This window comes from Paraburkholderia sp. IMGN_8, from assembly GCF_038050405.1.
Classification (GTDB): Bacteria; Pseudomonadota; Gammaproteobacteria; order Burkholderiales; family Burkholderiaceae; genus Paraburkholderia.
In genome coordinates, this window is sequence record NZ_CP150900.1 from 4,310,608 (window position 1) to 4,331,271 (window position 20,664).

Genomic DNA, 20,664 nt, shown 5'->3' on the forward strand with positions numbered 1-20,664 from the left:
GGCCTCACAGTGGCATTCTCGAACGGACGCAGTCTGAGCGTTGCTTTAAAGTACTCGTACACGTCCAGCTATTTCCGCGAAACAGCGTGCAACCAGACCGCTCAGGCATTGATGCCGGCGGTGCGGGACCAGAGTGCAAGGGTCGTGCATGCGCCTGACTTTCTGTCGTTGCTGAAGTGACATAGTCACACTCGCGCGGGGCGTCTGCTGTAGCAGGCAGCGACGCCCATGCTTTTTTCTTGCTCTTAACGAGACCGCAGTCGCGGAAAAAGACTTTGTAGCCGTCGCGCGCTCGACGGAGGTTGTCTGCCGCGGCTTTGCGCTCTGTCGGCGCGTGGCCGAACAGGGTGCCGGCGAACTGCGCGCCAGGTCTCCAGGTCATTGGGTGCTCTGGGGAGGTTCGACTTCCTCCTTGTTCATCTCAGCAATTCACGCGTCATCAGGTTGAGTAACCCCTGACGCGAAGCGCGGGCGCCCCTCATTGCCTGGTTTTCGCGGGACTCAGAGTGTCATCGGGCGACATCGAGTGCATATCGGTTTCGTGCGGGTCCATTTTTTTCATTGCATTTCCCGGCATCGTATCCAGCGGACTCGTGACGGGGTCCCCGTGGTACGTCATTCCTGCCGTTGCTGCACCGTGGGCATTGCCCGCACCGATTCCGCCCTGTCCATTTCCTCCACCTTGTGCGAACGTCGTACTACACACAACGACTGAAATAGCAGCGGTAGAACCAAGCATGAGTTTTAGCGTTAACTTGCGCATAACATTTCTCCTGGCGAGCTCGGCAGGAATTGGGGTCGCTGCGAGCTTACGTAAGCCGCTGATGACAGCCTGGTAGCGCAGCGGCAGAGGGCAGCCAGCTGATTGAGCCGGCAGATGCCGGACTTGCGTGACATCCGGACTCACGCATGTGGTTTAGTCGTGGTTGGGTACTGAAAATGACAGAGGCTGCAGTGGGTGTGCGCTCCTGGTCGTGCCGAAGTCGCATTCGTTTACATCGCCTGACTGCCTACAGTCACAGTCCCGCCGACGGCAAAGGCGTTGGATATTGCCGTCGACCTCGCTGCAGCCGAAAAAATCATCTTGCGTTTCATAACTGGTCTCATGAAAACGCAGCGCACAATTGCCCTGCCCTAACCGCATATACGGGAGACACAGGCTATTGGATTCAAATTGGGACATGCTGGCGAAAATGAAGTGATATTGCGATGGCGCAACGGAAGCACGGATGTTCTGCGGTATCGGAGCCCGTTGGGGAGGCCATTGCACGACCACCGATGCCGATATCCGCGTTTGTCAGGTTCAAAGGGACGTTGTGAAGTCCGTCAGCCACGCGGGGCTTGCAGACAGCAGCGCTGTCTCCAGCGTCTTGTCCAGCCCCGTAAGCACGAGCATGCCGACGGCGATGAACACCGCTCCGAGGATGATTGTCCCTGCCGTTCCCACTGGGCCAAGTCGGCGTCGCAGCTTCTGCGTCGAGGCCCGCGAAAGGGAGCCGAGAACCGCCAGCGGAAGCCCGGCTCCGACGCCAAATATGCCCATCAATAGTGCGATATTGCCGAGACTTCCACCTTGCGCGGCGAGCGTGGTTGCCGCGCCCAATGTTGGTCCGACGCAAGGACTCCAGACGGCTCCCAGCAGCAGTCCGACCGCGAACTGGCCTGGCAGGGTATCGCCCTTTATCCGGCTGAGCCAGTTCTGGCTGGGACCACCTATCCCTGCGGCCGCGCGATTGAAAATGGCCTGCAATCGGTGGGAAAACATCGCGAGTCCAAAAAGAATCATCAGCACGGCGGCCACGCGACGGAACACCTCGTTATCCAGTCCCAACGACACACCGACTGTCGCTACAAAAATGCCGATGACCGAGAAGGACACACCCAATCCGGCGGCGAGTGCAACCACCCCCAGCCGATGTGCCGCCAATGCAGACACAACGAGAATGGGAACGAGGGCAAGCACGCAGGGTGACAACGTCGTCAGGGCTCCGGCGAGGAACCCGAGCGCGTACGTACCAGGAGTGAAATCCATTACAGGGCCTTGGCGAACGTGTTCCTAATGTCCTGCTCGCGTGTCTGCCCCGTCGAGCGTGCAACCTCGTGGCCACCCTTGAAAACAACGAACGTCGACTGCTGAGTCACTTTCATCGCTCGTTTCAGGGCAACTTCCTTGTCGTAGTCGGCCACGAAAATGGTCACGTCCTTCATTTCCGGGCTCGCTGCCAGACGGTCCACAATGGGTTGTTGGACCTTGCAGGTCGGGCACCAGGTCGCATGGAAGTAGACGATGTTTGGCTTCCCGTCGGCGTTCAGCCTGTCGAACCGGGCCTGGTTAAACGGCTGCTCGCCAGCGAAAGCGGTACTGACGACCAGTAATAGGCTCGACGCGAGCAGATATCGGCGAATAACGTTCAGCATCGCGGTCTACCCCGAGATAAGCACAGTCTTATTGTTAGACGTTCGAGAGACGAAATGATTGCGCCTCTCGAGTTGCGGCTGCCGGTAAAGCGCAGGTGGCCTGCTGACCGCCAGACTCGTCACGCTGGTTAGTCCCGTCTCGGTTGTGTCGGTGGTGGTGTGTGCTACCGGCACACCTGGCGCTAACGCGTTCACGGGGTCAGCTCACCGCCGTTCATGAGCGTGTCGATGAGCGGGCACGACACCTTGCCTTTCGACGTCGAACAGCGCTGTACCAGTGTCGCCAACGCGGCTTCCAGCATGGACAAATCCTGGATGCGCTGGCGCACATCGACAAGCTTGTGTTCGGCGATAGCGCGCGCGGAGTTGCACGCTTGACCATCATGCAGAGACAACAGGGCCTCCACCTCATCGAGCGTAAAGCCAAGCGACTGGGACCGCCTGATAAAGCGAAGTCTCGTCAGTACGGCTGTCGGGTATCGGCGGATGCCGCCTGCTGGGCGGGGTGGCGCCGGCAGTAACCCGCGACGATGGTAGTACCTCACTGTTTCGACGTTGACCTCTGCCGCTTCAGCCAGCTGTCCGATGGTCATTTCCTGCATGGTGAGCTTGACTCCGTACTCAGGTACGCACCTAGACTAGACTCAACCAGTCCGAAAAGGAAGTGCCGTGCGACCTCGCTGGGCCACCACCGGCTCCCTGCTAGCCGGAACTGCTGCCGCATTTGGGGCATCCGCTTGCTGCGCAGGCCCCTTGCTCCTTGTCGTGCTGGGAGTCGGGGGCGCCTGGGGCTCGCGCCTGACCGCGTTGCAGCCGTTCCAACCCCTGTTTGTCGCCATATCCATCGCCTTTTTCGCGGTCGCTTTCCGCAGGCTCTACGCCAAATCCGAAGAATGTGCGGTGGGCGAGCTTGCGCGGTGCCTTCGGTGCGACATCGTCAGCGCTTCATTTTCTGGGTCGTGATGCCGGCCGCGCTCGCGCTGATGTCGTTCCCCCTGTATGCGCCGCTCTTCTATTGAGTACCTGCCATGAAGAAACTGATTGCTGTGCTCGTCGCGACGGCGTTGACCGTATCCGCGGCCCTCGCCGAGGGGCTTCGCACGGTCACCCTTGACGTCACGAACATGGATTGCGCTGTGTGTCCGATTACGGTTCGCAAGGCACTTGAGAAAGTGCCAGGCGTGACCTCGGCAAAGGTCGACTTCGCAAGCAAACGCGCGGAGGTGGTATTTGACCCGAAGAAGGTTTCGGTCGACGCGTTGACGAACGCCACGACCGATGCTGGCTATCCGTCTCACGTAAAGCAGGTGCAGTGATGGCTGCAGTCGTGCTGGATTCCACCATCACGTGTCCGGTGTGCGGACACAGGAAAGAAGAGACGATGCCCACTGACGTTTGTGTGTGGTTTTACGAATGCGAGCATTGCAAGGCAGTGCTCAGACCGAAATCCGGGGATTGCTGCGTGTACTGCTCGTACGGCACCAACAGGTGCTCGCCGATGCAGCAGTCCGGTTCCTGCTGCGCCTGACCAGGCTCACGCAATAGGCCACGCGCGACGCCGAGTCGGGGGGGCCGGCAGTCACAGCTTCAGGAAACTGCAGTAAAGAAACTGCTGGCTGGAGCCAGCCGGCGTGTGGTGGTCTTCGAGTGTGCCTGTTACCAACTCGAACCCTGCACCGAATTCATCGGAGAGCTGTTGTGCGTCGTATCGCCTTACTTCCAGCCCGCTGCACCTGTTTGGTCCCAGTGGTCCGAATGTGGCTATCACAACGTGGCCATTCGGCCTGAGTGCTCTCGTCAGCACGCGGATGTAAGCGTCCCGTTGCGATGGCTCCATCAGGAAGTGGAAGGCGGCGCGGTCATGCCACACGTCGTATCGGTGCTCAGGAAGGTCGACCACCGTAATATCGGATTCGACCCACGTTACCTGCCCGGAGATAGAACCCAAACGCTTCCTTGTCGCATCGATAGCGACGGCGGACATATCGAGCACTGTCAGGTCCCGGTATCCGCGCTGAAGTAAATCATCGACCAGCGTCGACTCTCCTCCGCCCACGTCAATAATCGCGGCGTTCCGGTCCGGCGCGATTTTTTCAATCAGCCTCAGTGAAGTGTCGAGGTGTGACCGATACCAACTGACTGCATCAGGAGCTTTGGACCGGTACACGTCTTCCCAGTGATTTTTGCTGTCCATCTCGCATCCTTAAACGCCGCACCTCGGGCAGTTCCATGATAAGCGAAGCCATTTGGCCACGAAACCGGTGCTGTTAGTCGAATAGCCGCACCTGCCTACGCGAAGTTCGATATTTTGGTATAGTTGGTCCAGAATCACTTCTGGATGTGACATGGCAAGGCCACTCGAGTTTGACCGAAACCACGCGCTTACATCTGCGGTCGACGCGTTCTGGCGAGACGGATACGCGTCCCTGTCTGCAAACGACCTGGCGGCACACATGGGCGTGGCCAAGTCGTCCATGTACAACACCTTCGGGTCGAAGCGGGATGTTCTGATTCAGGCAGTTACCAATTACGCAAGCACGCGAACTGCCGCTGTGCGTGCCACGCTTGGCGGGGGAAGCACAGGCGCAAAACTGCGCGCGATGCTGCTTGACGTCGCTAGCCACAATGACGGCGGACGGGGTTGTCTGCTTGTCAACACGGCAGTCGAACTGGGGCCGCACGACGAAGGTGTGAGACAACTCGTCAAAGCGGGGTTCGAGGGCATGATGGGCAGCTTCGAGGAGGTCATCCGGTCCGGTCAGGCACGGGGAGACATCGATTCGAAAGTCGACGCCGCGAAGCAGGCCATGACGCTAGTTGCGGGCATCGCCGGTTTGCGCGTAATGGCGAAGAGCGGCTTCACCAAAAAGCAGCTTGTGCCCTTCGTGGAGACTTTGCTCGCTGGCCTGTTGCTCTAATTTTTTTCTCTGTTTTGGACCGAATGGCTCAAAACATGGCGCTTGAAACCAATCCTTCGCACAAGGAGTTCACATGAACGCTACTGCAAAGCTTTCTTTTCCGCACCTTACCGTAGACACAGCCGATGCCCGCGCACGGGAAGTCCTGGAGACGGCACGCAAGGCAACCGGTGGCATCCCGAACATGTATGCGGGCATGGCCAACATGCCTGCATTGCTCGATACATATCTGCACGGCTATCAGCTCTTCCGGAAGGAGTCGACGCTCACTTCCGCAGAGCAGGAACTGGTTTTTCTTGTCATCTCGCGCGTGAATGAGTGCACATATTGTGTTGCCGCGCATAGCTGGATTGCTGACAAGGTATCGAAAACCCCGGAGCAGGCCATCCAGGCCGTGCGCGACGACGAAATGATTGAGGACCCAAAGCTTCGTGCGCTCGCCGAGTTCACACGGACGATGGTGATATCCCGTGGGAATCCGACACAAGCCCAGTTGGAGGCATTCGTGAGCGCAGGTTATACCGAGAAGAACGTGTTGGAAATCATTCTGGCCCTAGCCGTCAAAACCATCAGTAACTATTCGAATCACCTGCTCCATACTGAGGTTGATGCGAAGTTCGCGAGTACGGCCTGGGCGCCGAAGGCATAGCCCAAGGCTCGTCTGGTTACCGGCCGGTGAACAGAATCGTCTTTGAGCTGCAGCGAGAAAGGAACGTTCGAACGCGTAATTTTCTTGAGGACGCTTCGTTTGCCCTCGTGTGGGGCATCCGGGCGTCAGCGCTGCGCCACCCAGCTCAAAAGTCGATGACCGTACCGGCCACTCAATGACAGATAAAGCGCGGCGACGCCAAGGTTCCACAGCAATATCATCGCCGTTCCGTCGAGCGGGTGGAGAATTGACAGCGCGACCGCAGTTATTGCGGCAACCGCGAGACTGCCTACCATCGTGACCGGACCGGGTGACAGTCGAGCGACGTGGCGCAGCATAATCAGCATCACGAGCGATAGCGGCATACCGATTAATACCAGGGTAGCAAAGCATCTGGCCGTTTCGCCAAGTGACATGCCCTCCGGTCCAATCGTGACCCAATCGGTCAGGCAACCATAGCCAATCGTAGCTACCCAGGCGAGAGAAGCCGGTGCCGGCAACAGAAGCCAATGGCGAGACCTGCCTGGCACGCTGGCAAGAAATGCCGCTGTGGCGGCCAGAATACCTGTTGCCATCGCTGTAGCTACGCCGATGGCGAAGAGGGGCTGATGCAGTTTGACCGGCAGGTCGGCACGCACCCCATGTGCGATACCGACGAAGAGCATCACAGCTGCGGCAAACAACAACCAGCATGCAGCTCTCGCCGCGGGGGGCCGCAGACGCCGGACCGGTGTTGCGTCCGCGACCAGCACGTCAATCAGGTCGGAGGTCCGAGTCATGATTTGCTACCTCGCTGCCGGAACATTTCCCGTAATCGTTTCATTGCCCGGTGAGTGGCTACTTTCAACGCCGCAACCGACGTTCCGCTTGCAGCGGCGGCCTCCTGCAGAGACATTTCTTCCAGTTTGAGCATGCGCATCGCGTCGCGCTGTCCGACAGGCAATTGCTCGATAGCTTCCCTCACCAGGCGGGCATTCACAGCCTCTTCCTGTAAGTTCGCTTCATCAGCAGCAAAGGTTTCAGGCTCATTTTCCACTGAAGATTCATGTGAGCCGACGCGTCCACGCCGGCGCAGACCGTCGACGATGCGTCTGTTTGCGATAGCGACCAGCCACGGTCCGAACGGACGTGACGGGTCGTAGGTGTCGCGTACTGAGTGCAGGGTTAGCAGCACATCCTGAACCGTGTCCTCAATATCGTCGGCATTCCGGATGTGCCGCGCCGTGAGCGCACGAAGATAGGGGGTTATGTCGTGGAGCAGCCGGCGATAGGCTTCCTGGTTGCCGGTTTGCGCGCTGGCCATGGTGATGGACCAGTCCAGTTTGCCATCAGCACGGTTGGCCACAGGCTCAGCCTGACGGGCCGACGTGAACGACTCGCGGCCCTCTTTCTTGGAACCTGGAACGCGACTGGGTGGGGGTGGATGCCTGAGCATGCGGAAATTTTGTGGCGCGGACGGCAGATTGTCACGCAGAAAAACTTTGCCAGGGCCGTAACCTTTTGCAGCGGCCGGCCGAACTTTCCTACACGGCCAGAATGCCCGGCCGCAACCCTCAGGAGGAAGCGTGATGAACAAACATATTATGGCCGCCTCGACCTTGTCTTCGGCAATCGGCCTGGCACTCGCCATGCAGGTGGTACCGGTTCAGGCCCAGACCATGAAGGACATGAGCGGAATGCCGCAAGTTGTGAAGGACAACATGGCCCGGATGGAAGCGAACAAACTGGAGAAGTGCTACGGCGTCAATGCCGTATCGAAAAATGACTGCGCAGAGGGAGCGCACTCCTGCGCAGGGCAAGCCACCCAGGCACGTGATGCCAAGTCATTCGTGCTGCTTCCCGCTGGGGATTGCAGCAAAATCCAGGGCGGCAAGCTGAAGCCGGCTTGAGCGAACGGGGGAGTTCATGGATGCCGCTTATGCTGCGTCGCAATGTGCGCATGGCCTGATTCCGGCGTGCGCCGGGGTCGGGCTGCGCTCTCGTCATCATCATGAGGTTGTCGAAGGGCATCCACCAGCCGCCTGGTTCGAGGTGCACACCGAGAATTACATGGGCGGGGGTAGCGCGCCAGGTTACCTGGAAGCCATCCGCCGGGATTACCCAATCTCGCTCCACGGGGTGGGCCTTTCGTTGGGCAGCGCCGAAGGGATGGATGCCCAGCATCTTGAGCGTGTGCGCGCTGTCATCAAGCGTGTTGAGCCCGGCCTGGTTTCTGAACACCTGTCCTGGAGCCTAAGCGGTGGCGTCTACCTCGCCGACCTGCTGCCGCTGCCGATGACGGAAGAAGCGTTGAGCATTGTCTGCACTCATGTCGACCAGGCCCAGACTTACCTGCAGCGGCGGATTTCATTAGAAAACCCGTCCACCTATCTGCGTTTTCGCCACTCAACCATCCCGGAATGGGAATTTCTTGCAGAGGTCGCGCGACGCACGGGGTGTGGCATTCTCTGCGACGTTAATAATATTTATGTCAGTGCCAGCAATCACGGTTGGAACGCACTCGCCTATCTCGATGCTCTGCCGGCGAAGTCGGTTACCGAGGTTCACCTGGCCGGGCACAGCGTCCGACAGCTTGACCAGGGCCAGATAATTCGCATCGACGACCACGGCTCACGCGTCGCGCCTCCAGTGTGGGACCTGTTTGAGCAAGCCCTCAAGCGCTTTGGACCCGCTCCCACGCTGATTGAATGGGACACTGATGTGCCGGCGCTTGAGGTTCTGATGGAAGAAGCTGCGATTGCAGAGGCCGCTATTGAGAGGCAGCGAAATGACAACCTGTGCACCAACGCTGCTTGAGTTGCAATGTGCGGTCCGCCGGGACTTGCTTGGGATTGCCGATGGCGACGCATGCGAGTACGTCGTGCCGGACGGCCTGGCTCCCCAGGCACGGTTCGCCATTTACCGAAATACGGCGAACAGCACGCTGCTTACAGCGCTGCGGCTGACTTATCCGGCCGTGCAGGCTCTGGTCGGGTCCGAATTCTTCGAAGGCGCAGCCCGACTTTTTATTGAGCAATGCCCACCGTCGAGCGCACTGCTAGACAGCTACGGCGAGTCGTTTGCGGAATTTCTGGCACAGATGCCGGAAGCGGCGTCTCTTGACTATCTGCCAGATACGGCACGACTTGAATGGGCCGTGAATGAGGCGCTGCACGCGCCAGACGCAAAGCCGCTTGACTTACGGCGCCTTGAGCAATTCGACGCAGCCGACATGCACGCCGTAAGGTTTTTGCCGAGCCCTGCCGCACGGGTACTTGCGTCGTCCTTTCCCGTCGATGCCATCTGGCACGCGGTGTTGACGCGGGACGACAGCGCAATGGCGAACATCAATCTGGCCGCTGACCCGGTCTGGTTGTATATCCACCGAGGGCCTTCGGGCGTCGAGGTGAACCGGATGGCGGAAGGGCAATGCCGGTTCACGGCTGCCTTGCTTGCGGGGCGCCCCTTGCATGATGCCCTAGTCGACGTGCCGGACGCAGAGACATCTGTCTGGCTCGCACACCTTCTTGCGTCGGGATGCTTTGTCGACAGCTGCCTATCAGATGAGACATCCATCCAAACCAGCAAAGCAATTGGGAGGCAAATTACATGATGCCGGAATCGCAATCCGCTCATCGCAGTTCGATACTGACTGACCGCATCCTACGTGCCGTCGGGTGGCTGGAGCGGGTGCCGTACACGGTTCTCGCGCTTCCACTGAGGCTCGCGATTGCCACGGTCTTCTGGAACTCGGCGATGACCAAACTGGCCGACTGGAATGCCGCGCTCGAGTTATTCAGGGAAGACTATCGACTACCGTTGCTTCCTCCCGAGTTGGCAGCCTACCTGGCGGTGTCAATCGAACTAACGACACCTGTTCTACTTGTGCTCGGCCTGGCGACGCGCCCCGTAGCGTTGGTCCTGCTCGGCATGACGACTGTAATTGAGGTGTTCGTGTATCCGCAGGCATGGCCCACGCACATTCAATGGGCTGCAATGCTGCTGGTTCTACTGTGCCGGGGCGCCGGAAAATGGTCATTGGACTACTTGTTATACAGACGCTTTAGTAGCAGCCCGGCGTCAAGGGTGTAACGCGATGAATACGAGTGTCCGGAATCGACCATCACGTGTCCCGTGCACTGGCACATGAAGAGCGAGACGTTGCCCGCCAGACGCTTGCTTTCGGTTTTGCGAATGCGAGCATTGCAAGACAGCGCTCAGACCGAAGTCCGGGGATTGCTGCGTGTACTGCTGGTACGGCACGAACAGGTGCCCGCCGATGCAGCGGTCCGGCTCCGGCTGCATTGACTGACCCACTGGCTCATCCTCGTGCTGACCCTGTTCAACGGATTGCTTTATGCGGGCTACCTGTTCATTACCGTGTTGCCAGCGCGTTCACCATTGCACTGGCCAAGCGCTTTCACGAGTTCTTCGGCGTTGTAGCGGGAAAGACGCTGGGCATGATGCTGGCGAACGTGTGAGTCATCTACCTTGGCCACAGGTTCGCCGACCACTTGCCGACGAAGGCAGTCCACATCCTCGCCGCAGTTATCTTCGTCGTGCTCGGTGGACTTGCTCTCAGAACGGCTCTCTATCCTGCGGCGCATCCGATGTTCTGATTGCCCCGCGATGAGCACAGTTGCTGGTTTCAATCTGCTCGCGCTGAAATGCCTGGCGAAAGCGCTTACGGCGGACGAAGGCTAATATCGTGGCGTTCGTCATGGGGAAGAGAAAATTCAGCGCTGCGGTGGCTGACTTCCGTTCGGCGGAATCCTCTGGTAGACACGCTTGCCAGCGTGTCCATCGTTCTTCTTTCGGCCCTCCCATGAACATCGACCAGTCCGCCGACGCCAATTCATTATCTATTGACCAATAAGAGCCAGTGAAATGTTCGCGATTCTGCACGACTGCTTCGCGGATTTCAGGAAACCGTTGGAACAGCGCTTCAGCGACGACGATGTCGGCGGCGTTCACCTCTTGCATCGTGCTGGCCAGGCTGTGGGTCAATCGATTGCTCAGCCCGACGATGTCGCGTGGGGTGAGCGTGACGATGGGACAGAGGCCTTTTCCGGATAAGTCGGGCTCGCTCGGGACAGCCCCGCGTTGCCTTGATTCCCGGCGCGGTGCGACCTATTTTTATGATGTGTCCCCCGACACGTTAAGGAGTCTAAAATGCCATCCCCCAGAAAGTCCACGCAGAGTCCCGAAGCCGACATGTCGAGCCGGAAAAAAGAGGTAGCCGGGCCCAAAAAGGCCGCTGACAAGGCGCAAAGTCATAAGGCCACGCAAGTGGCGAAGCGCACCAAAAGCAGGCAAAAGGCGGAGTGACCCAGACGCCCGTCTACGCAGCTGGGACACATAGCGTTCGCCGCTATACTCGCTGGGGCTTGCCGTACCGAGGCGCGGTAGAGCGGGTCAGCGACTAACGGCGGGCGGCACCAATTTCGTCGTGTGGTGGCAAATTTTTGCAAGTTGCATAGGGTTTATACTTAGCTCGTCTCCTCCATGTCTCCTCCTGATATGGATTCAACCCGCCGCTTGGCGGGTTTCTTTTTGGTGCGCGAAGCATGCGCAACGGCTTGAGCATGCGCAACGGCTTGGGGGCACCCCCAGTCCAACGCGGCGACTCGTTCGTACGAATGCCCGGCGCAATCATCGTTCGACGAAGCCGTTGACCGGGCGTGAAATTGGCTGCCGGAGATGCAACGACCGGTTGCTCAGGTATTCGCGGAATCGATGCCGCTCAATTACCGCGTCCAGCCGCTTCGATGTTACCTGCTGCGCCAGGCTACTTGCAGCGATGCCAGCGCGCGAACATATCGCTCACTGCGCAGCCTATTATTGGTAGTGACGAAAACCTCCCGCTGCCAAGCGCATTTCATTCGGCCCACCGTGCGTTCCACCTTCATCAAATGGCTGTTCATTGTCTGCCTGCTCGGTAGCGGCATCCTGTATTCGATAGGGATACTGGCGTTATTCCCCTTCGTTGGGAGGTCTGGCCGCTACTGGCTCGCGGCGCAGTGGTGTCGTGCTATGGTTGTCGTGATGCGCTGGCTACCCGGCGTCACATGCTCGGTGGAGGGGCTCGAGCAGCTTCCGGCAGGGCCATCAATAATCTTGTGCCGTCATGAATCTACGTGGGAGACGCTGGCATTCCTCGCACTGTTTCCACGACGAATCAGCTTTGTGTTCAAGGAAGACCTTCTGGGTATTCCGTTCTTCGGATGGGTGCTGCGTGGCCTCGACATGGTCAGCCTGAATCGTGGTTCGCCGCGCCAGGCCCATCTGGCAGTGACACAGGAGTGTGCCGAGCGGCTGGCAAAGGGCGACGTCGTAGTCATATTCCCGGAAGGCACCCGCGTGCCGCAAGGGGCACCATTGAGACTGACGTCGGGTGGCATTCGTCTGGCATGCGCGACCGGCGCTCCCGTCGTCCCTGTCGTCCACAACGCCGGAAAAGTTTGGCCCGCGAAGGGATGGCCTGACAGTGTGGGGCACATCCGGGTGGTCGTCGGTCCTGCATTTTCACCCCGAGACACCTCACAACAGGAATTGAGCCGGGCAGTCCACGACTGGATGAAAGCTGAGTTGCTGAGGCTCTGATGGCCTCCGCGCCAGGTGGCTTCCCCATATGCCGTTGTCAGGTTGGAGACCTTCGCTGAAGCGTAGGTCTCCCGTTACCCAGCACCAAAAAATGAACTGATGGGCTCGGCGTGAAAAATGCCTTGGGCATTGGCGGCCCGCGAGCCGTTCGTGCAACACGGAAGACTGCGGCGACTACCCGTGTGCATCGACCCAAGCGCGAGCCCATTCTAGGCCGGCACGTTGCGCTTCATCTTCCGCATCGAAATACCCCAGGACACCAGATGCTTCAATGAGCTTTCCACCCGCAGTAATAGTCCCGCTAGCCGCGTACCGGTCCGGCTGAAGGATGTCTTCCTGTTGAAGGATGGCGTGCCCCCACACGCTGTAGCCGTTGTAACTCTGCGATTCCATCAGCGCGTGACCTCGGCTGACATGTTGCGGGAATCAACGCGAAGCACATTGCCCTCGGGCGTCAGCTGACGCGGAATTTCCGACATGTCTGGTTCGTCTGTCGGCACAGTCTTTTGCATGTTGCTTTGCTTCGCCACGAGCTTGGATTCAGACGTCGGCGCGCGTCGCACGTGCACTTTCACCGCATGGGGAACGACATGCCGATGAATTCCCAGCTTGTGCGCTGCCTTGACCCTCTGTGGGGCGGTCGCACGCGCCTCTGGCGGATTCCAGACCTCCGTATAGACCCCAGCCGCAAACGCGGCCGGCGCGAACGCCATCATCGACACGACTAATCCAACAGTTTTCACGAGTTCTCCTTGCCGGCTGTTCGTTTCAGCCAGTCTTTGCAGCCCATCCCCTGTCCGACGCACCCGCCATCACAGCCGGGGCAATAATGCCGGTCCCGTATGTCAGCGTTGACGCGCCACCCATTCTCGTTTGCTGGACTTGCTGTGCCAATAGCGCGGCTATTTTCGTAGGCGTAAAACGTCGGCTCGCCAGCCTTACCTCGTCTGACTGCCTCGTCAATCGTCTCATCTCCAAAGGCGGAGCGCAGCTTCGCCATGAAGGCGGCCATCTCAGGCATTGGATGACCGAGCCTCCGATTAAAAGTGTCAGTTCACTGTCGCAAAATTGCGTGTACGATACTGTATAAATATACAGGTTTTTTAGTGCGCCATGTCCACCGCTACTGTTCTGGCTGAAGAGATACACCCGTCCCTGTGGCGGGCGTCCCAGCTCGCGCGCGGTCGCGGACGGGTCGTTGACACCGGCTACCCGGCGCTGTCTGCCGAGTTGCCCGGCGGCGGCTGGCCGGTTGGCGCGCTCGTCGACCTACTGGTGCAGCAGGCCGGTGTGGGCGAGCTGCGGCTGCTGCGGCCAGCGCTGAGTGCTGCGGGGAATCGGCCGGTTGCATTCGTGCGGCCGCCGCATACACCGGATGGCCTGGGGCTCAGCTACATCGGCCTTTCCATTGACCACGTGCTGCGCGTGAATGCGAAGAAAACCGCGGATGCGCTCTGGTCGGCGGAGCAGATTCTTCGCGCAGGCAGCTGCAGTGCCTTGGTCTTCTGGACCCAGTATGCGCAGGCGTCATCCCTCCGACGATTACACCTCGCGGCGCAGTCATCTGAGACGCTTTTCATTATGGTCAGGCCGCTCGCCGCAGCGCAGGATTCATCGCCGGCGCTTCTCCGACTGGCGTTGAGACCATCAGCCGACGGCCTGACCGTCGATATCGTGAAACGACGAGGGCCCTCTCGCGCAGAGCCCTTATCAATTCCCCTCCAACCAACACCCGTCTTGCTTTCCCGACATGCGCGTCTTCCTCGCCGTTCAGTTGCCGAAGTTGCCGCTAGAGGTTTTCCGACCGAGGTGGTCGCCTGAGCCGACTCACGGCAGTGTGGTGCTAGAGAAAGACAAGGTGGTCATTGCTGACAGCGCGGCTCGCGCGACCGGTGTGCGTCTTGGGATGAAACGCGGTGGGGTGCTCACCCTGTCTCCCGAGACGGAGATGCACGAGCGTGAGGCGAGTCGCGAAGCAGCTGCGCAGCGTGAGGTAGGCGTGGCCTTGATGCGATTCTCGCCGGATGTTGCGTTGCTTGACGAAGCAACAGTCGTTGTGGAGGTCGGTGCGAGCCTGCGTCTTTTCGGCGGCCTGCTCGCGCTATGCCGCGAAGCAAAAGCGGTGCTGGCGACGCTGGGATTTACGGCGCGCGTCAGTGCGGCTCCTACCGGCCAGGGCGCATGGCTACTGGCAAAGTTCGGGAATCGGCGTGTGCTCAAGCTGGCATCGCTCGAGCAACGGCTGTCCGTGTTGCCAATGATGGCTGTGCCAGAGGTACGCCCCTTCGGAGAGTGGTTCTCCGGGCTCGGCTGCAAAACCATTGCCGACGTGAGACGCCTGCCACGCGCCGGCCTGCAGCGGCGATGTGGCGAACATCTTCTTGATTCGCTTGACCGTGCGTTCGGTACGGCGCCGGAATTGTTTGACTGGCTTGAACTGCCACCAACTTTTTCCGCCCGCATCGAGATGCCGGACCGGCTCGAGCATGCAGACGGTGCCGTGTTCGGCGCGCATCGACTCATCGTGCAACTGTGCGGCTGGCTTTGCGCAAAACAACTGGCGGTCACTGGGATAAAGCTGCTGCTCGAACATGAACGCGGGCGCGACGCCATTGAGCCAACCACCATTGACGTCGCATTGGGCGAGCCGACGTGGAAGGAGGAGCATCTTGTCAGATTGCTCAAGGAGCGTTTGCATCGCATCGAGCTGACTGCACCGGTCATCGCACTGAAACTCGACGCGTCGAAAGTGGAAACTGCGGCGCCGGCTTCCGACACGCTCTTCCCGGAGCCCGGCGGCTCGAGCGAAGACCATGCGCGTCTCCTCGAGTTGCTCGTTGCGCGGCTCGGTGAAGAGAATGTGCTTCGCCCCGCGCCAACTGCCGACCATCGCCCCGAGGTAGCAAACCGCTGGGTTCCAGTGACGCATAAGTCAAGGCAGGAAGCACTCCCACAGGGGCTTCCCAGGCCTACGTGGATGCTGGACAGCCCGGTACGGCTATTGATGCGTCAGCATCGCCCCTTTTTTGGTTCTCCGTTGCGGATGGTGTCGCCCGGTGAACGCATCGAAGCGGGCTGGTTTGATGGCGAACTGGTTACGCGCGATTATTTCGTCGCTCAGGCGGAAGACCAGAGTTGTTTTTGGATTTACCGTGAACGTGTGAGCAGCCGCGACGCAGAAGAAGAGCAGCGCTGGTATTTACATGGCCTTTTCGGATGATGTGCCATGGATTCCACGTTTTCCACACTACCGGCGTACGCCGAGCTGTTCTGCTTTTCAAATTTCACGTTCCTGCACGGCGCTTCCCATGCAGAAGAACTGGCTGAGCGCGCGGCGCAACTCGCCTACTCGGGTCTGGCGATAACTGACGAATGCTCGCTTGCGGGTATCGTGCGGGCGCACGTAGCAGCGAAGGAAGCGAAGCTTCCGCTCGTCATCGGCTCGTACTTCCAGCTCGTTAATGCCGACGGCTCACCGGCATTCGGCCTCATCCTCCTCGCCCAGAACCGAGAGGGATACGGGAACCTCTCCGAGCTGATTACGCTTGCCCGCACTCGTGCGCCGAAAGGCCAGTACCGGCTGACGCCACAGGACCTGTCGCGGCCAGACAGGGAAAACAGTCACCTGCGTGGCATGCCCGACTGCCTCGCGATACTGGTGCCAGACTTTCCCGCGAAAGAGGATGTCCTGGATGTGCAGCTTGAGTGGCTTGACCACACATTCCCGGGGCGTGCGTGGTGCGGGCTGGTGCTGCATCAGCGGGCGATGGATGACATCCACCGCGGCGCCATTGAATACGTTGCTGACAGGCACGGCATACCGGTCGTCGCGCTCGGCCACGTGGTGATGCACGTGCGCTCGCGCAAGCCGTTGCAGGATACGTTGACGGCCATTCGCGTTGGCAGGCCGGTGCACGAATGTGGGTACGACCTCGCGCCGAACGCGGAGCAGCATTTGCGGTCCCGGCTGCGGCTGGCGAACCTCTATCCGGAGTACGCGCTCAGTGAGACGACCAACATCCTCGCGCATTGCACCTTTTCGCTCGACGAGCTTCGGTACGAGTATCCCGACGAACTGGTGCCACCCGGATTGACGCCTGCGGCCTATTTGCGGCAGGAGACGTACATTGGCGCACAGCGACGTTTCCCTTCAGGCATTCCGCACAACGTTCAGGAGCAGATTGAACACGAACTTGAGCTGATTGCGGACCTGCAATATGAGCCGTATTTCCTCACCGTCTATGACATTGTGCGGTTTGCGCGCAGCCAGGACATTCTGTGTCAGGGACGAGGTTCGGCCGCCAATTCCGCGGTCTGCTACTGCCTGGGCGTGACGGAAGTCGACCCCGCGCGCGGCAACATGCTGTTTGAGCGATTCATATCGAAAGAGCGCGGCGAGCCGCCGGACATCGATGTGGACTTTGAACACCAGCGACGGGAAGAGGTTATCCAGTACATCTATCGCAAGTACGGTCGCAACCGTGCGGCGATTGCCGCGGCCGTATCGACATACCGTGCGCGCGGCGTGTTGCGGGAAACAGGCAAGGCGCTCGGTGTCGACATGCAGATAGTGGACGCGGTGGCGAAGTCGCATCAGTGGTTTGATAACCGTGCAGACCTGCTCAAGCGCTTCGAAGAGTTCGGGCTGAATCCGGAGACGCCTATCATCCGGGCGTGGGCATCACTGGCCGCGCAACTGTACGGTTTTCCCCGGCACCTGTCGCAGCACTCGGGCGGCTTTGTTATCAGTCGCGGAAAGCTCACGCGCCTGGTGCCCGTCGAAAACGCTGCCATGGCCGACCGCAGTGTTATCCAGTGGGACAAGGACGACCTCGAGTCGCTGGGCCTGCTCAAGATTGATGTGTTGGCGCTCGGCATGTTGTCGGCTATCCGCCGCACACTTGACCTTGTCTCGGAGCAGCGTGGCGAGCGGTTTGAGATGCAGGACATACCTGCCGAGGACCCACAAACGTACGACATGATTTCGTGCGCGGACACCGTTGGCGTGTTTCAGATTGAGTCGCGTGCGCAAATGTCGATGCTGCCACGATTGAAACCGCGTACGTTCTATGACCTGGTTATCGAAGTTGCCATCGTCCGCCCGGGACCCATTCAGGGTGGCGCCGTCCACCCGTATCTGCAGCGCCGGCAGGGATTCGAGCCGGTGACTTATCCCAGCGAGGCGCTGAAGACTGCTCTGGGTCGCACGCTTGGCGTGCCGATTTTCCAGGAACAGGTGATGCAGGTCGCCATCCTGGCAGCCGGCTTCACTGCTGGGGAAGCGGACCAGTTGCGAAGGGCGATGGCAGCCTGGAAGCGCAAAGGTGGCCTGGATAAATACTACGACCGTATCGTCAACGGCATGCTCGAGCGCGGGTACGACAAGACATTTGCGGATGGCATCTTTCAGCAGATTCTCGGCTTCGGCGAATACGGTTTTCCAGAAAGCCATGCGGCCAGCTTCGCGCTGCTGGTGTACGCAAGCAGTTGGCTAAAGCGTCACGAGCCGGAAGCGTTCCTCGCAGCGATGCTGAACTCCCAACCAATGGGCTTTTACTCGCCGTCACAACTGGTGCAGGATGCGAAGCGCCATGGAGTCCAGGTACTGCCGGTGGACGTCACGATAAGTGGGTGGGACTCGTCGCTTGAGCACATAGGCGGTGCTGAGAAGCCCGCCGTCAGGCTTGGTTTGTCGTTGCTCCGAGGCATGCGCGACGGCGCCGCAGAGCGTATTGAGAATGCGCGAGCCGTGCGGCAGTTCACGACAGTGCCCGACCTCGCGCGGCGCGCGCAACTGGACCGTCACGACCTGCAGGTGCTGGCCGCGGCGAACGCACTGTCATCTCTTGCGGGCAATCGGCGCGAAGCGTTATGGCAGTCGGTTGCCTCCGTGCCTGACAAAGACATGCTCTCGGTTGCGACGGTTGTAGACGAAACACCAGAGCTGGGTGCGCCCTCCGAAGCGGAAGATATCATCGGTGACTACCAGTCGACGGGGCTAACACTGGGACGACATCCTCTTGCACTACTGCGCCCGCAGTTGCTTGCCAACAAACTGATGCCGGCCTCAACGTTGCAGACCTATCGGAACGGCCGGCTCGCTCGCGGCTGCGGCATCGTCACCGTGCGTCAACGGCCAGAGACTGCAAAGGGCGTTATTTTTATCACCATTGAAGACGAGACGGGCAACGTCAACGTCATCGTCTGGCCCAAAGTGCTTGAGAAGCAGCGCAAGGAAGTCCTTGGCGCATCGTTACTCGGAGTGCTTGGCGTATGGCAGTGCGAAGGTGAGGTACGGCATCTCGTGGCTCAACGCCTCATCGACATGTCGTATCTGCTCGGCGAGCTGCCATCAATGAGCCGGAATTTCCACTGACCCGTCGCTCCACTGACAGAAGACTGGCACCCCCTTGTCGCGCGTGCGTTGCCATCCATTGATGGCCCGACGAGCTAAGTTACCGTACGACAGCGCCCTCAGCCTCATCGATATCCTTGAAATCCGCGAGCGCAACAACCTTTTTTGGGTTGTCGATGTGCACAACGAGGGTGTCCTCCGCGAAGGTCAATCACGGCGTCCAGTGCTAAGTCGGTGCCACTGGTACTGGCGTGTCGGCGCTGTATGAGTCCCTGGCTACGCAGCGCATCACACAAACAACAGCCCCGGCCTAGTTGCCCGTATCGTTAATGTAGGCGTACCGAAATCCTTTATTCATCACTGGTTTGAAGACGTTCTCTTTTATGATTTCCCAAACACATATGACAAGGACCGCGCTTTGGGCTGCCACGACGTTCAGCCATAACCTCTGCCGCTCCGCTAACGCGAGTAGGTCGCGGACCTCACTGGGGGCAGTGTAAGGCATCAGCTTTTCCAGATATCGGTCCGGGTCCAAGGTTAGTGGGCTTATTACTCGCGTAGCGAGTTGCATGAAATCCATTCCGCGGAAGACAGAAAACGGTGCATCTATGCCCACGCGCACGATGAACGCAAAGTAGAAGATGTAAAGTAAGAAAATCAGGTGACATCGACGCGTGAATAGTGGCTCAGAGCGGGCCAGCGGAAGGCTCGTACTCGCCCACTTGAAGAATATGTGCGGCCCCTCGAGCATGCCCGCAATGGCTAAGAGGCCTAGCAGGGAGACCTCGTATAGCCCTATCGACGAAAACTGAGAGTTACTTTCTGCGATGGCGGAAATAGTGCGGTCTGCTTCAGACCTACAGGAGGTGAATAGCGCATCACCGACGACGTACGTCGAAGGAAGGTCACTTACGTCTGCCGGCGCCGATTGGTGAGAGCAGAACGGCAGGTCGTTCTCGATGACGCGCAGTGCAGCTTCAGAGGTACTGAGTATTGAATGTGACGCCTCGATGTACTTGAGCAGTACGAACATCGAGAAACAAAACGGAACAAAATAGCCCAAGAAGACGCTGACGCGACGGAATTGACGACTGAGGCACTCGCGGTTTTCGTCGCTTAGCTCCGGCATAGTGGACGAAACCAAGAACGCCAAAGCAAAAATCCAATATCTGAGCCCACGTTGCTGCGACCACAGCATGTCGATGTCGAACTCGCCGCTTGATAGACGCCAATGCTGGTAAGCGCGGACGGTCCAGAACACCGCGAGGAAGGTGACACAGTACGCCAAAAAGGTGTAGGACGACGATATATGGCCCAGCGCAGTCATGATGGAGAGCTCCTATCGTCGCTGTTACCCGCCATAACACGCGAAAGACGCTGGGGGCAGAGCCTGTTTGAACCAAAGTGAGAGTATTACGCACGGTCTGTCAATATCGACGTCGATGCCCACCCGGAGTGTATGGGCCTATGAAAGCCTACTAGCACCAACGCGGGAAGAATACTGTGATTTTATACAGCCCATTTTGGTATCGCACCGCAAATCGGGGCAATTCTCCGGGCTAGGAACGCAGGGCGCCAAGCCGTCATGCCGTGGCCGAACAGCCAGCCTGTCACGGCTTCCTCGCCGCTGCCGGCCTACGCCGACGCTTCATTGAGTCTCAAACTCTTCGTTCCCGAGCGGGGCATCACACGCGGAGGAGATAGTTGCCCGCCCGGTGCAGTTAGGCTACTCCGCGCGAGCT

At 59.3% G+C, this 20,664-nt stretch carries 24 protein-coding genes and 2 pseudogenes; 15 read left to right on the forward strand and 11 right to left on the reverse strand.

Going from position 1 to position 20,664, the window contains the following annotated elements; genetic code table 11:
- Window positions 1-1,303 precede the first annotated feature (1,303 nt).
- The 3 genes from WN982_RS19575 to merR all read right to left on the reverse strand — a co-directional run bounded on the left by WN982_RS19575 (window position 1,304) and on the right by merR (window position 3,020).
- Window positions 1,304-2,032 carry a cytochrome c biogenesis CcdA family protein gene (locus WN982_RS19575; RefSeq protein ID WP_341313552.1) on the reverse strand — a complete coding sequence of 243 codons (729 nt, stop codon included), beginning with the start codon at window positions 2,030-2,032 and terminating at the stop codon, window positions 1,304-1,306.
- A complete protein-coding gene (locus tag WN982_RS19580) occupies window positions 2,032-2,418 on the reverse strand; it encodes a thioredoxin family protein (RefSeq protein WP_341313553.1) in 387 nt (128 codons plus the stop codon). The genes WN982_RS19575 and WN982_RS19580 overlap by 1 nt, the downstream gene beginning before the upstream one ends.
- Window positions 2,419-2,609: 191 nt before the next feature.
- A complete protein-coding gene (gene merR / locus WN982_RS19585) occupies window positions 2,610-3,020 on the reverse strand; it encodes an Hg(II)-responsive transcriptional regulator (protein ID WP_341313554.1) in 411 nt (136 codons plus the stop codon).
- Between the two features lie 67 nt (window positions 3,021-3,087).
- Between merR and WN982_RS19590 the strand changes: the two genes are divergently transcribed.
- The 3 genes from WN982_RS19590 (at window position 3,088) to WN982_RS19600 (ending at window position 3,946) form a co-directional block, all read left to right on the forward strand.
- On the forward strand, window positions 3,088-3,381 hold the full coding sequence (locus tag WN982_RS19590) for a mercuric transporter MerT family protein (RefSeq protein WP_341313555.1): 294 nt from the start codon (window positions 3,088-3,090) through the stop codon (window positions 3,379-3,381).
- A gap of 65 nt (window positions 3,382-3,446) precedes the next feature.
- On the forward strand, window positions 3,447-3,734 hold the full coding sequence (gene merP / locus WN982_RS19595) for a mercury resistance system periplasmic binding protein MerP (protein WP_341313556.1): 288 nt from the start codon (window positions 3,447-3,449) through the stop codon (window positions 3,732-3,734).
- Window positions 3,734-3,946 carry a GDCCVxC domain-containing (seleno)protein gene (locus WN982_RS19600; RefSeq protein ID WP_341313557.1) on the forward strand — a complete coding sequence of 71 codons (213 nt, stop codon included), beginning with the start codon at window positions 3,734-3,736 and terminating at the stop codon, window positions 3,944-3,946. Before merP ends, WN982_RS19600 begins: the two co-directional genes overlap by 1 nt.
- Before the next feature lie 51 nt (window positions 3,947-3,997).
- Here WN982_RS19600 and WN982_RS19605 read toward each other — a convergent pair whose 3' ends face one another.
- Entirely contained in the window at window positions 3,998-4,612 is a 615-nt protein-coding gene (locus tag WN982_RS19605) for a class I SAM-dependent methyltransferase (protein WP_341313558.1), read from the reverse strand.
- Window positions 4,613-4,763: 151 nt separating this feature from the next.
- On the opposite strand from WN982_RS19605, the gene WN982_RS19610 reads away from it, so the two are divergent.
- Both WN982_RS19610 and WN982_RS19615 read left to right on the forward strand, forming a co-directional pair.
- A complete protein-coding gene (locus WN982_RS19610) occupies window positions 4,764-5,336 on the forward strand; it encodes a TetR/AcrR family transcriptional regulator (protein ID WP_341313559.1) in 573 nt (190 codons plus the stop codon).
- Between the two features lie 73 nt (window positions 5,337-5,409).
- Window positions 5,410-5,985 (forward strand): carboxymuconolactone decarboxylase family protein, encoded by a 576-nt coding sequence (locus WN982_RS19615; RefSeq protein ID WP_341313560.1) that lies wholly within the window; start codon window positions 5,410-5,412, stop codon window positions 5,983-5,985.
- Window positions 5,986-6,110: 125 nt separating this feature from the next.
- Here the strand turns inward: WN982_RS19615 and WN982_RS19620 are convergent, their stop codons facing one another.
- Together WN982_RS19620 and WN982_RS19625 are read right to left on the reverse strand one after the other, a co-directional pair.
- The gene (locus WN982_RS19620; RefSeq protein WP_341313561.1) at window positions 6,111-6,764 is read right to left on the reverse strand and encodes a DUF1109 domain-containing protein; all 654 of its coding nucleotides are present in this window, start codon (window positions 6,762-6,764) and stop codon (window positions 6,111-6,113) included.
- Window positions 6,761-7,330 (reverse strand): sigma-70 family RNA polymerase sigma factor, encoded by a 570-nt coding sequence (locus WN982_RS19625; protein WP_341313562.1) that lies wholly within the window; start codon window positions 7,328-7,330, stop codon window positions 6,761-6,763. Before WN982_RS19625 ends, WN982_RS19620 begins: the two co-directional genes overlap by 4 nt.
- Window positions 7,331-7,553: 223 nt before the next feature.
- On the opposite strand from WN982_RS19625, the gene WN982_RS19630 reads away from it, so the two are divergent.
- The 6 genes and pseudogenes from WN982_RS19630 to WN982_RS19655 all read left to right on the forward strand — a co-directional run.
- A complete protein-coding gene (locus WN982_RS19630; RefSeq protein ID WP_341313563.1) occupies window positions 7,554-7,874 on the forward strand; it encodes a DUF2282 domain-containing protein in 321 nt (106 codons plus the stop codon).
- A 16-nt stretch (window positions 7,875-7,890) separates the two neighbouring features.
- Window positions 7,891-8,781 (forward strand): DUF692 domain-containing protein, encoded by an 891-nt coding sequence (locus WN982_RS19635; RefSeq protein ID WP_341313564.1) that lies wholly within the window; start codon window positions 7,891-7,893, stop codon window positions 8,779-8,781.
- Entirely contained in the window at window positions 8,753-9,577 is an 825-nt protein-coding gene (locus WN982_RS19640) for a DNA-binding domain-containing protein (protein WP_341313565.1), read from the forward strand. The genes WN982_RS19635 and WN982_RS19640 overlap by 29 nt, the downstream gene beginning before the upstream one ends.
- Window positions 9,574-10,056, forward strand: coding sequence for a DoxX family protein (locus WN982_RS19645; RefSeq protein ID WP_341313566.1), 483 nt, complete (start codon window positions 9,574-9,576; stop codon window positions 10,054-10,056). Before WN982_RS19640 ends, WN982_RS19645 begins: the two co-directional genes overlap by 4 nt.
- 127 nt (window positions 10,057-10,183) lie before the next feature.
- Window positions 10,184-10,276: pseudogene (locus WN982_RS19650) on the forward strand (hypothetical protein); the annotation flags it as partial.
- 85 nt (window positions 10,277-10,361) lie between these two features.
- Window positions 10,362-10,583 (forward strand): annotated as a pseudogene (locus WN982_RS19655) (TMEM165/GDT1 family protein); the annotation flags it as partial.
- On the opposite strand, the gene WN982_RS19660 reads toward WN982_RS19655, so the two are convergent.
- Complete coding sequence (locus tag WN982_RS19660; RefSeq protein WP_341313567.1) at window positions 10,543-10,971, reverse strand: hypothetical protein; 429 nt, start codon at window positions 10,969-10,971, stop codon at window positions 10,543-10,545. The pseudogene WN982_RS19655 and the gene WN982_RS19660 sit on opposite strands and share 41 nt — an antisense overlap.
- A gap of 885 nt (window positions 10,972-11,856) precedes the next feature.
- Here WN982_RS19660 and WN982_RS19665 point away from each other — a divergent pair.
- Complete coding sequence (locus WN982_RS19665; protein ID WP_341315844.1) at window positions 11,857-12,567, forward strand: lysophospholipid acyltransferase family protein; 711 nt, start codon at window positions 11,857-11,859, stop codon at window positions 12,565-12,567.
- A 174-nt stretch (window positions 12,568-12,741) separates the two neighbouring features.
- Here WN982_RS19665 and WN982_RS19670 read toward each other — a convergent pair whose 3' ends face one another.
- The 3 genes from WN982_RS19670 to WN982_RS19680 are packed head-to-tail and all read right to left on the reverse strand — an operon-like array spanning window position 12,742 to window position 13,588.
- A complete protein-coding gene (locus tag WN982_RS19670; protein WP_341313568.1) occupies window positions 12,742-12,960 on the reverse strand; it encodes a hypothetical protein in 219 nt (72 codons plus the stop codon).
- Window positions 12,960-13,283, reverse strand: a complete 324-nt coding sequence (locus WN982_RS19675) for a hypothetical protein (RefSeq protein ID WP_341315845.1) — start codon at window positions 13,281-13,283, stop codon at window positions 12,960-12,962. The genes WN982_RS19670 and WN982_RS19675 overlap by 1 nt, the downstream gene beginning before the upstream one ends.
- Window positions 13,284-13,306: 23 nt before the next feature.
- Window positions 13,307-13,588, reverse strand: a complete 282-nt coding sequence (locus WN982_RS19680) for a hypothetical protein (RefSeq protein WP_341313569.1) — start codon at window positions 13,586-13,588, stop codon at window positions 13,307-13,309.
- A 92-nt stretch (window positions 13,589-13,680) separates the two neighbouring features.
- Here WN982_RS19680 and imuA point away from each other — a divergent pair, with 92 nt between their 5' ends.
- Genes imuA through WN982_RS19695 form a run of 3 tightly spaced genes read left to right on the forward strand, consistent with a single transcriptional unit; the run spans window position 13,681 to window position 18,943 of the window.
- On the forward strand, window positions 13,681-14,388 hold the full coding sequence (gene imuA, locus WN982_RS19685; RefSeq protein ID WP_341313570.1) for a translesion DNA synthesis-associated protein ImuA: 708 nt from the start codon (window positions 13,681-13,683) through the stop codon (window positions 14,386-14,388).
- Entirely contained in the window at window positions 14,318-15,787 is a 1,470-nt protein-coding gene (locus tag WN982_RS19690; protein WP_341313571.1) for a DNA polymerase Y family protein, read from the forward strand. The genes imuA and WN982_RS19690 overlap by 71 nt, the downstream gene beginning before the upstream one ends.
- A gap of 6 nt (window positions 15,788-15,793) precedes the next feature.
- Window positions 15,794-18,943, forward strand: a complete 3,150-nt coding sequence (locus WN982_RS19695) for an error-prone DNA polymerase (protein ID WP_341313572.1) — start codon at window positions 15,794-15,796, stop codon at window positions 18,941-18,943.
- 289 nt (window positions 18,944-19,232) lie between these two features.
- Here WN982_RS19695 and WN982_RS19700 read toward each other — a convergent pair whose 3' ends face one another.
- Entirely contained in the window at window positions 19,233-20,249 is a 1,017-nt protein-coding gene (locus WN982_RS19700; RefSeq protein WP_341313573.1) for a hypothetical protein, read from the reverse strand.
- Between the last annotated feature and the right edge of the window lie 415 nt (window positions 20,250-20,664).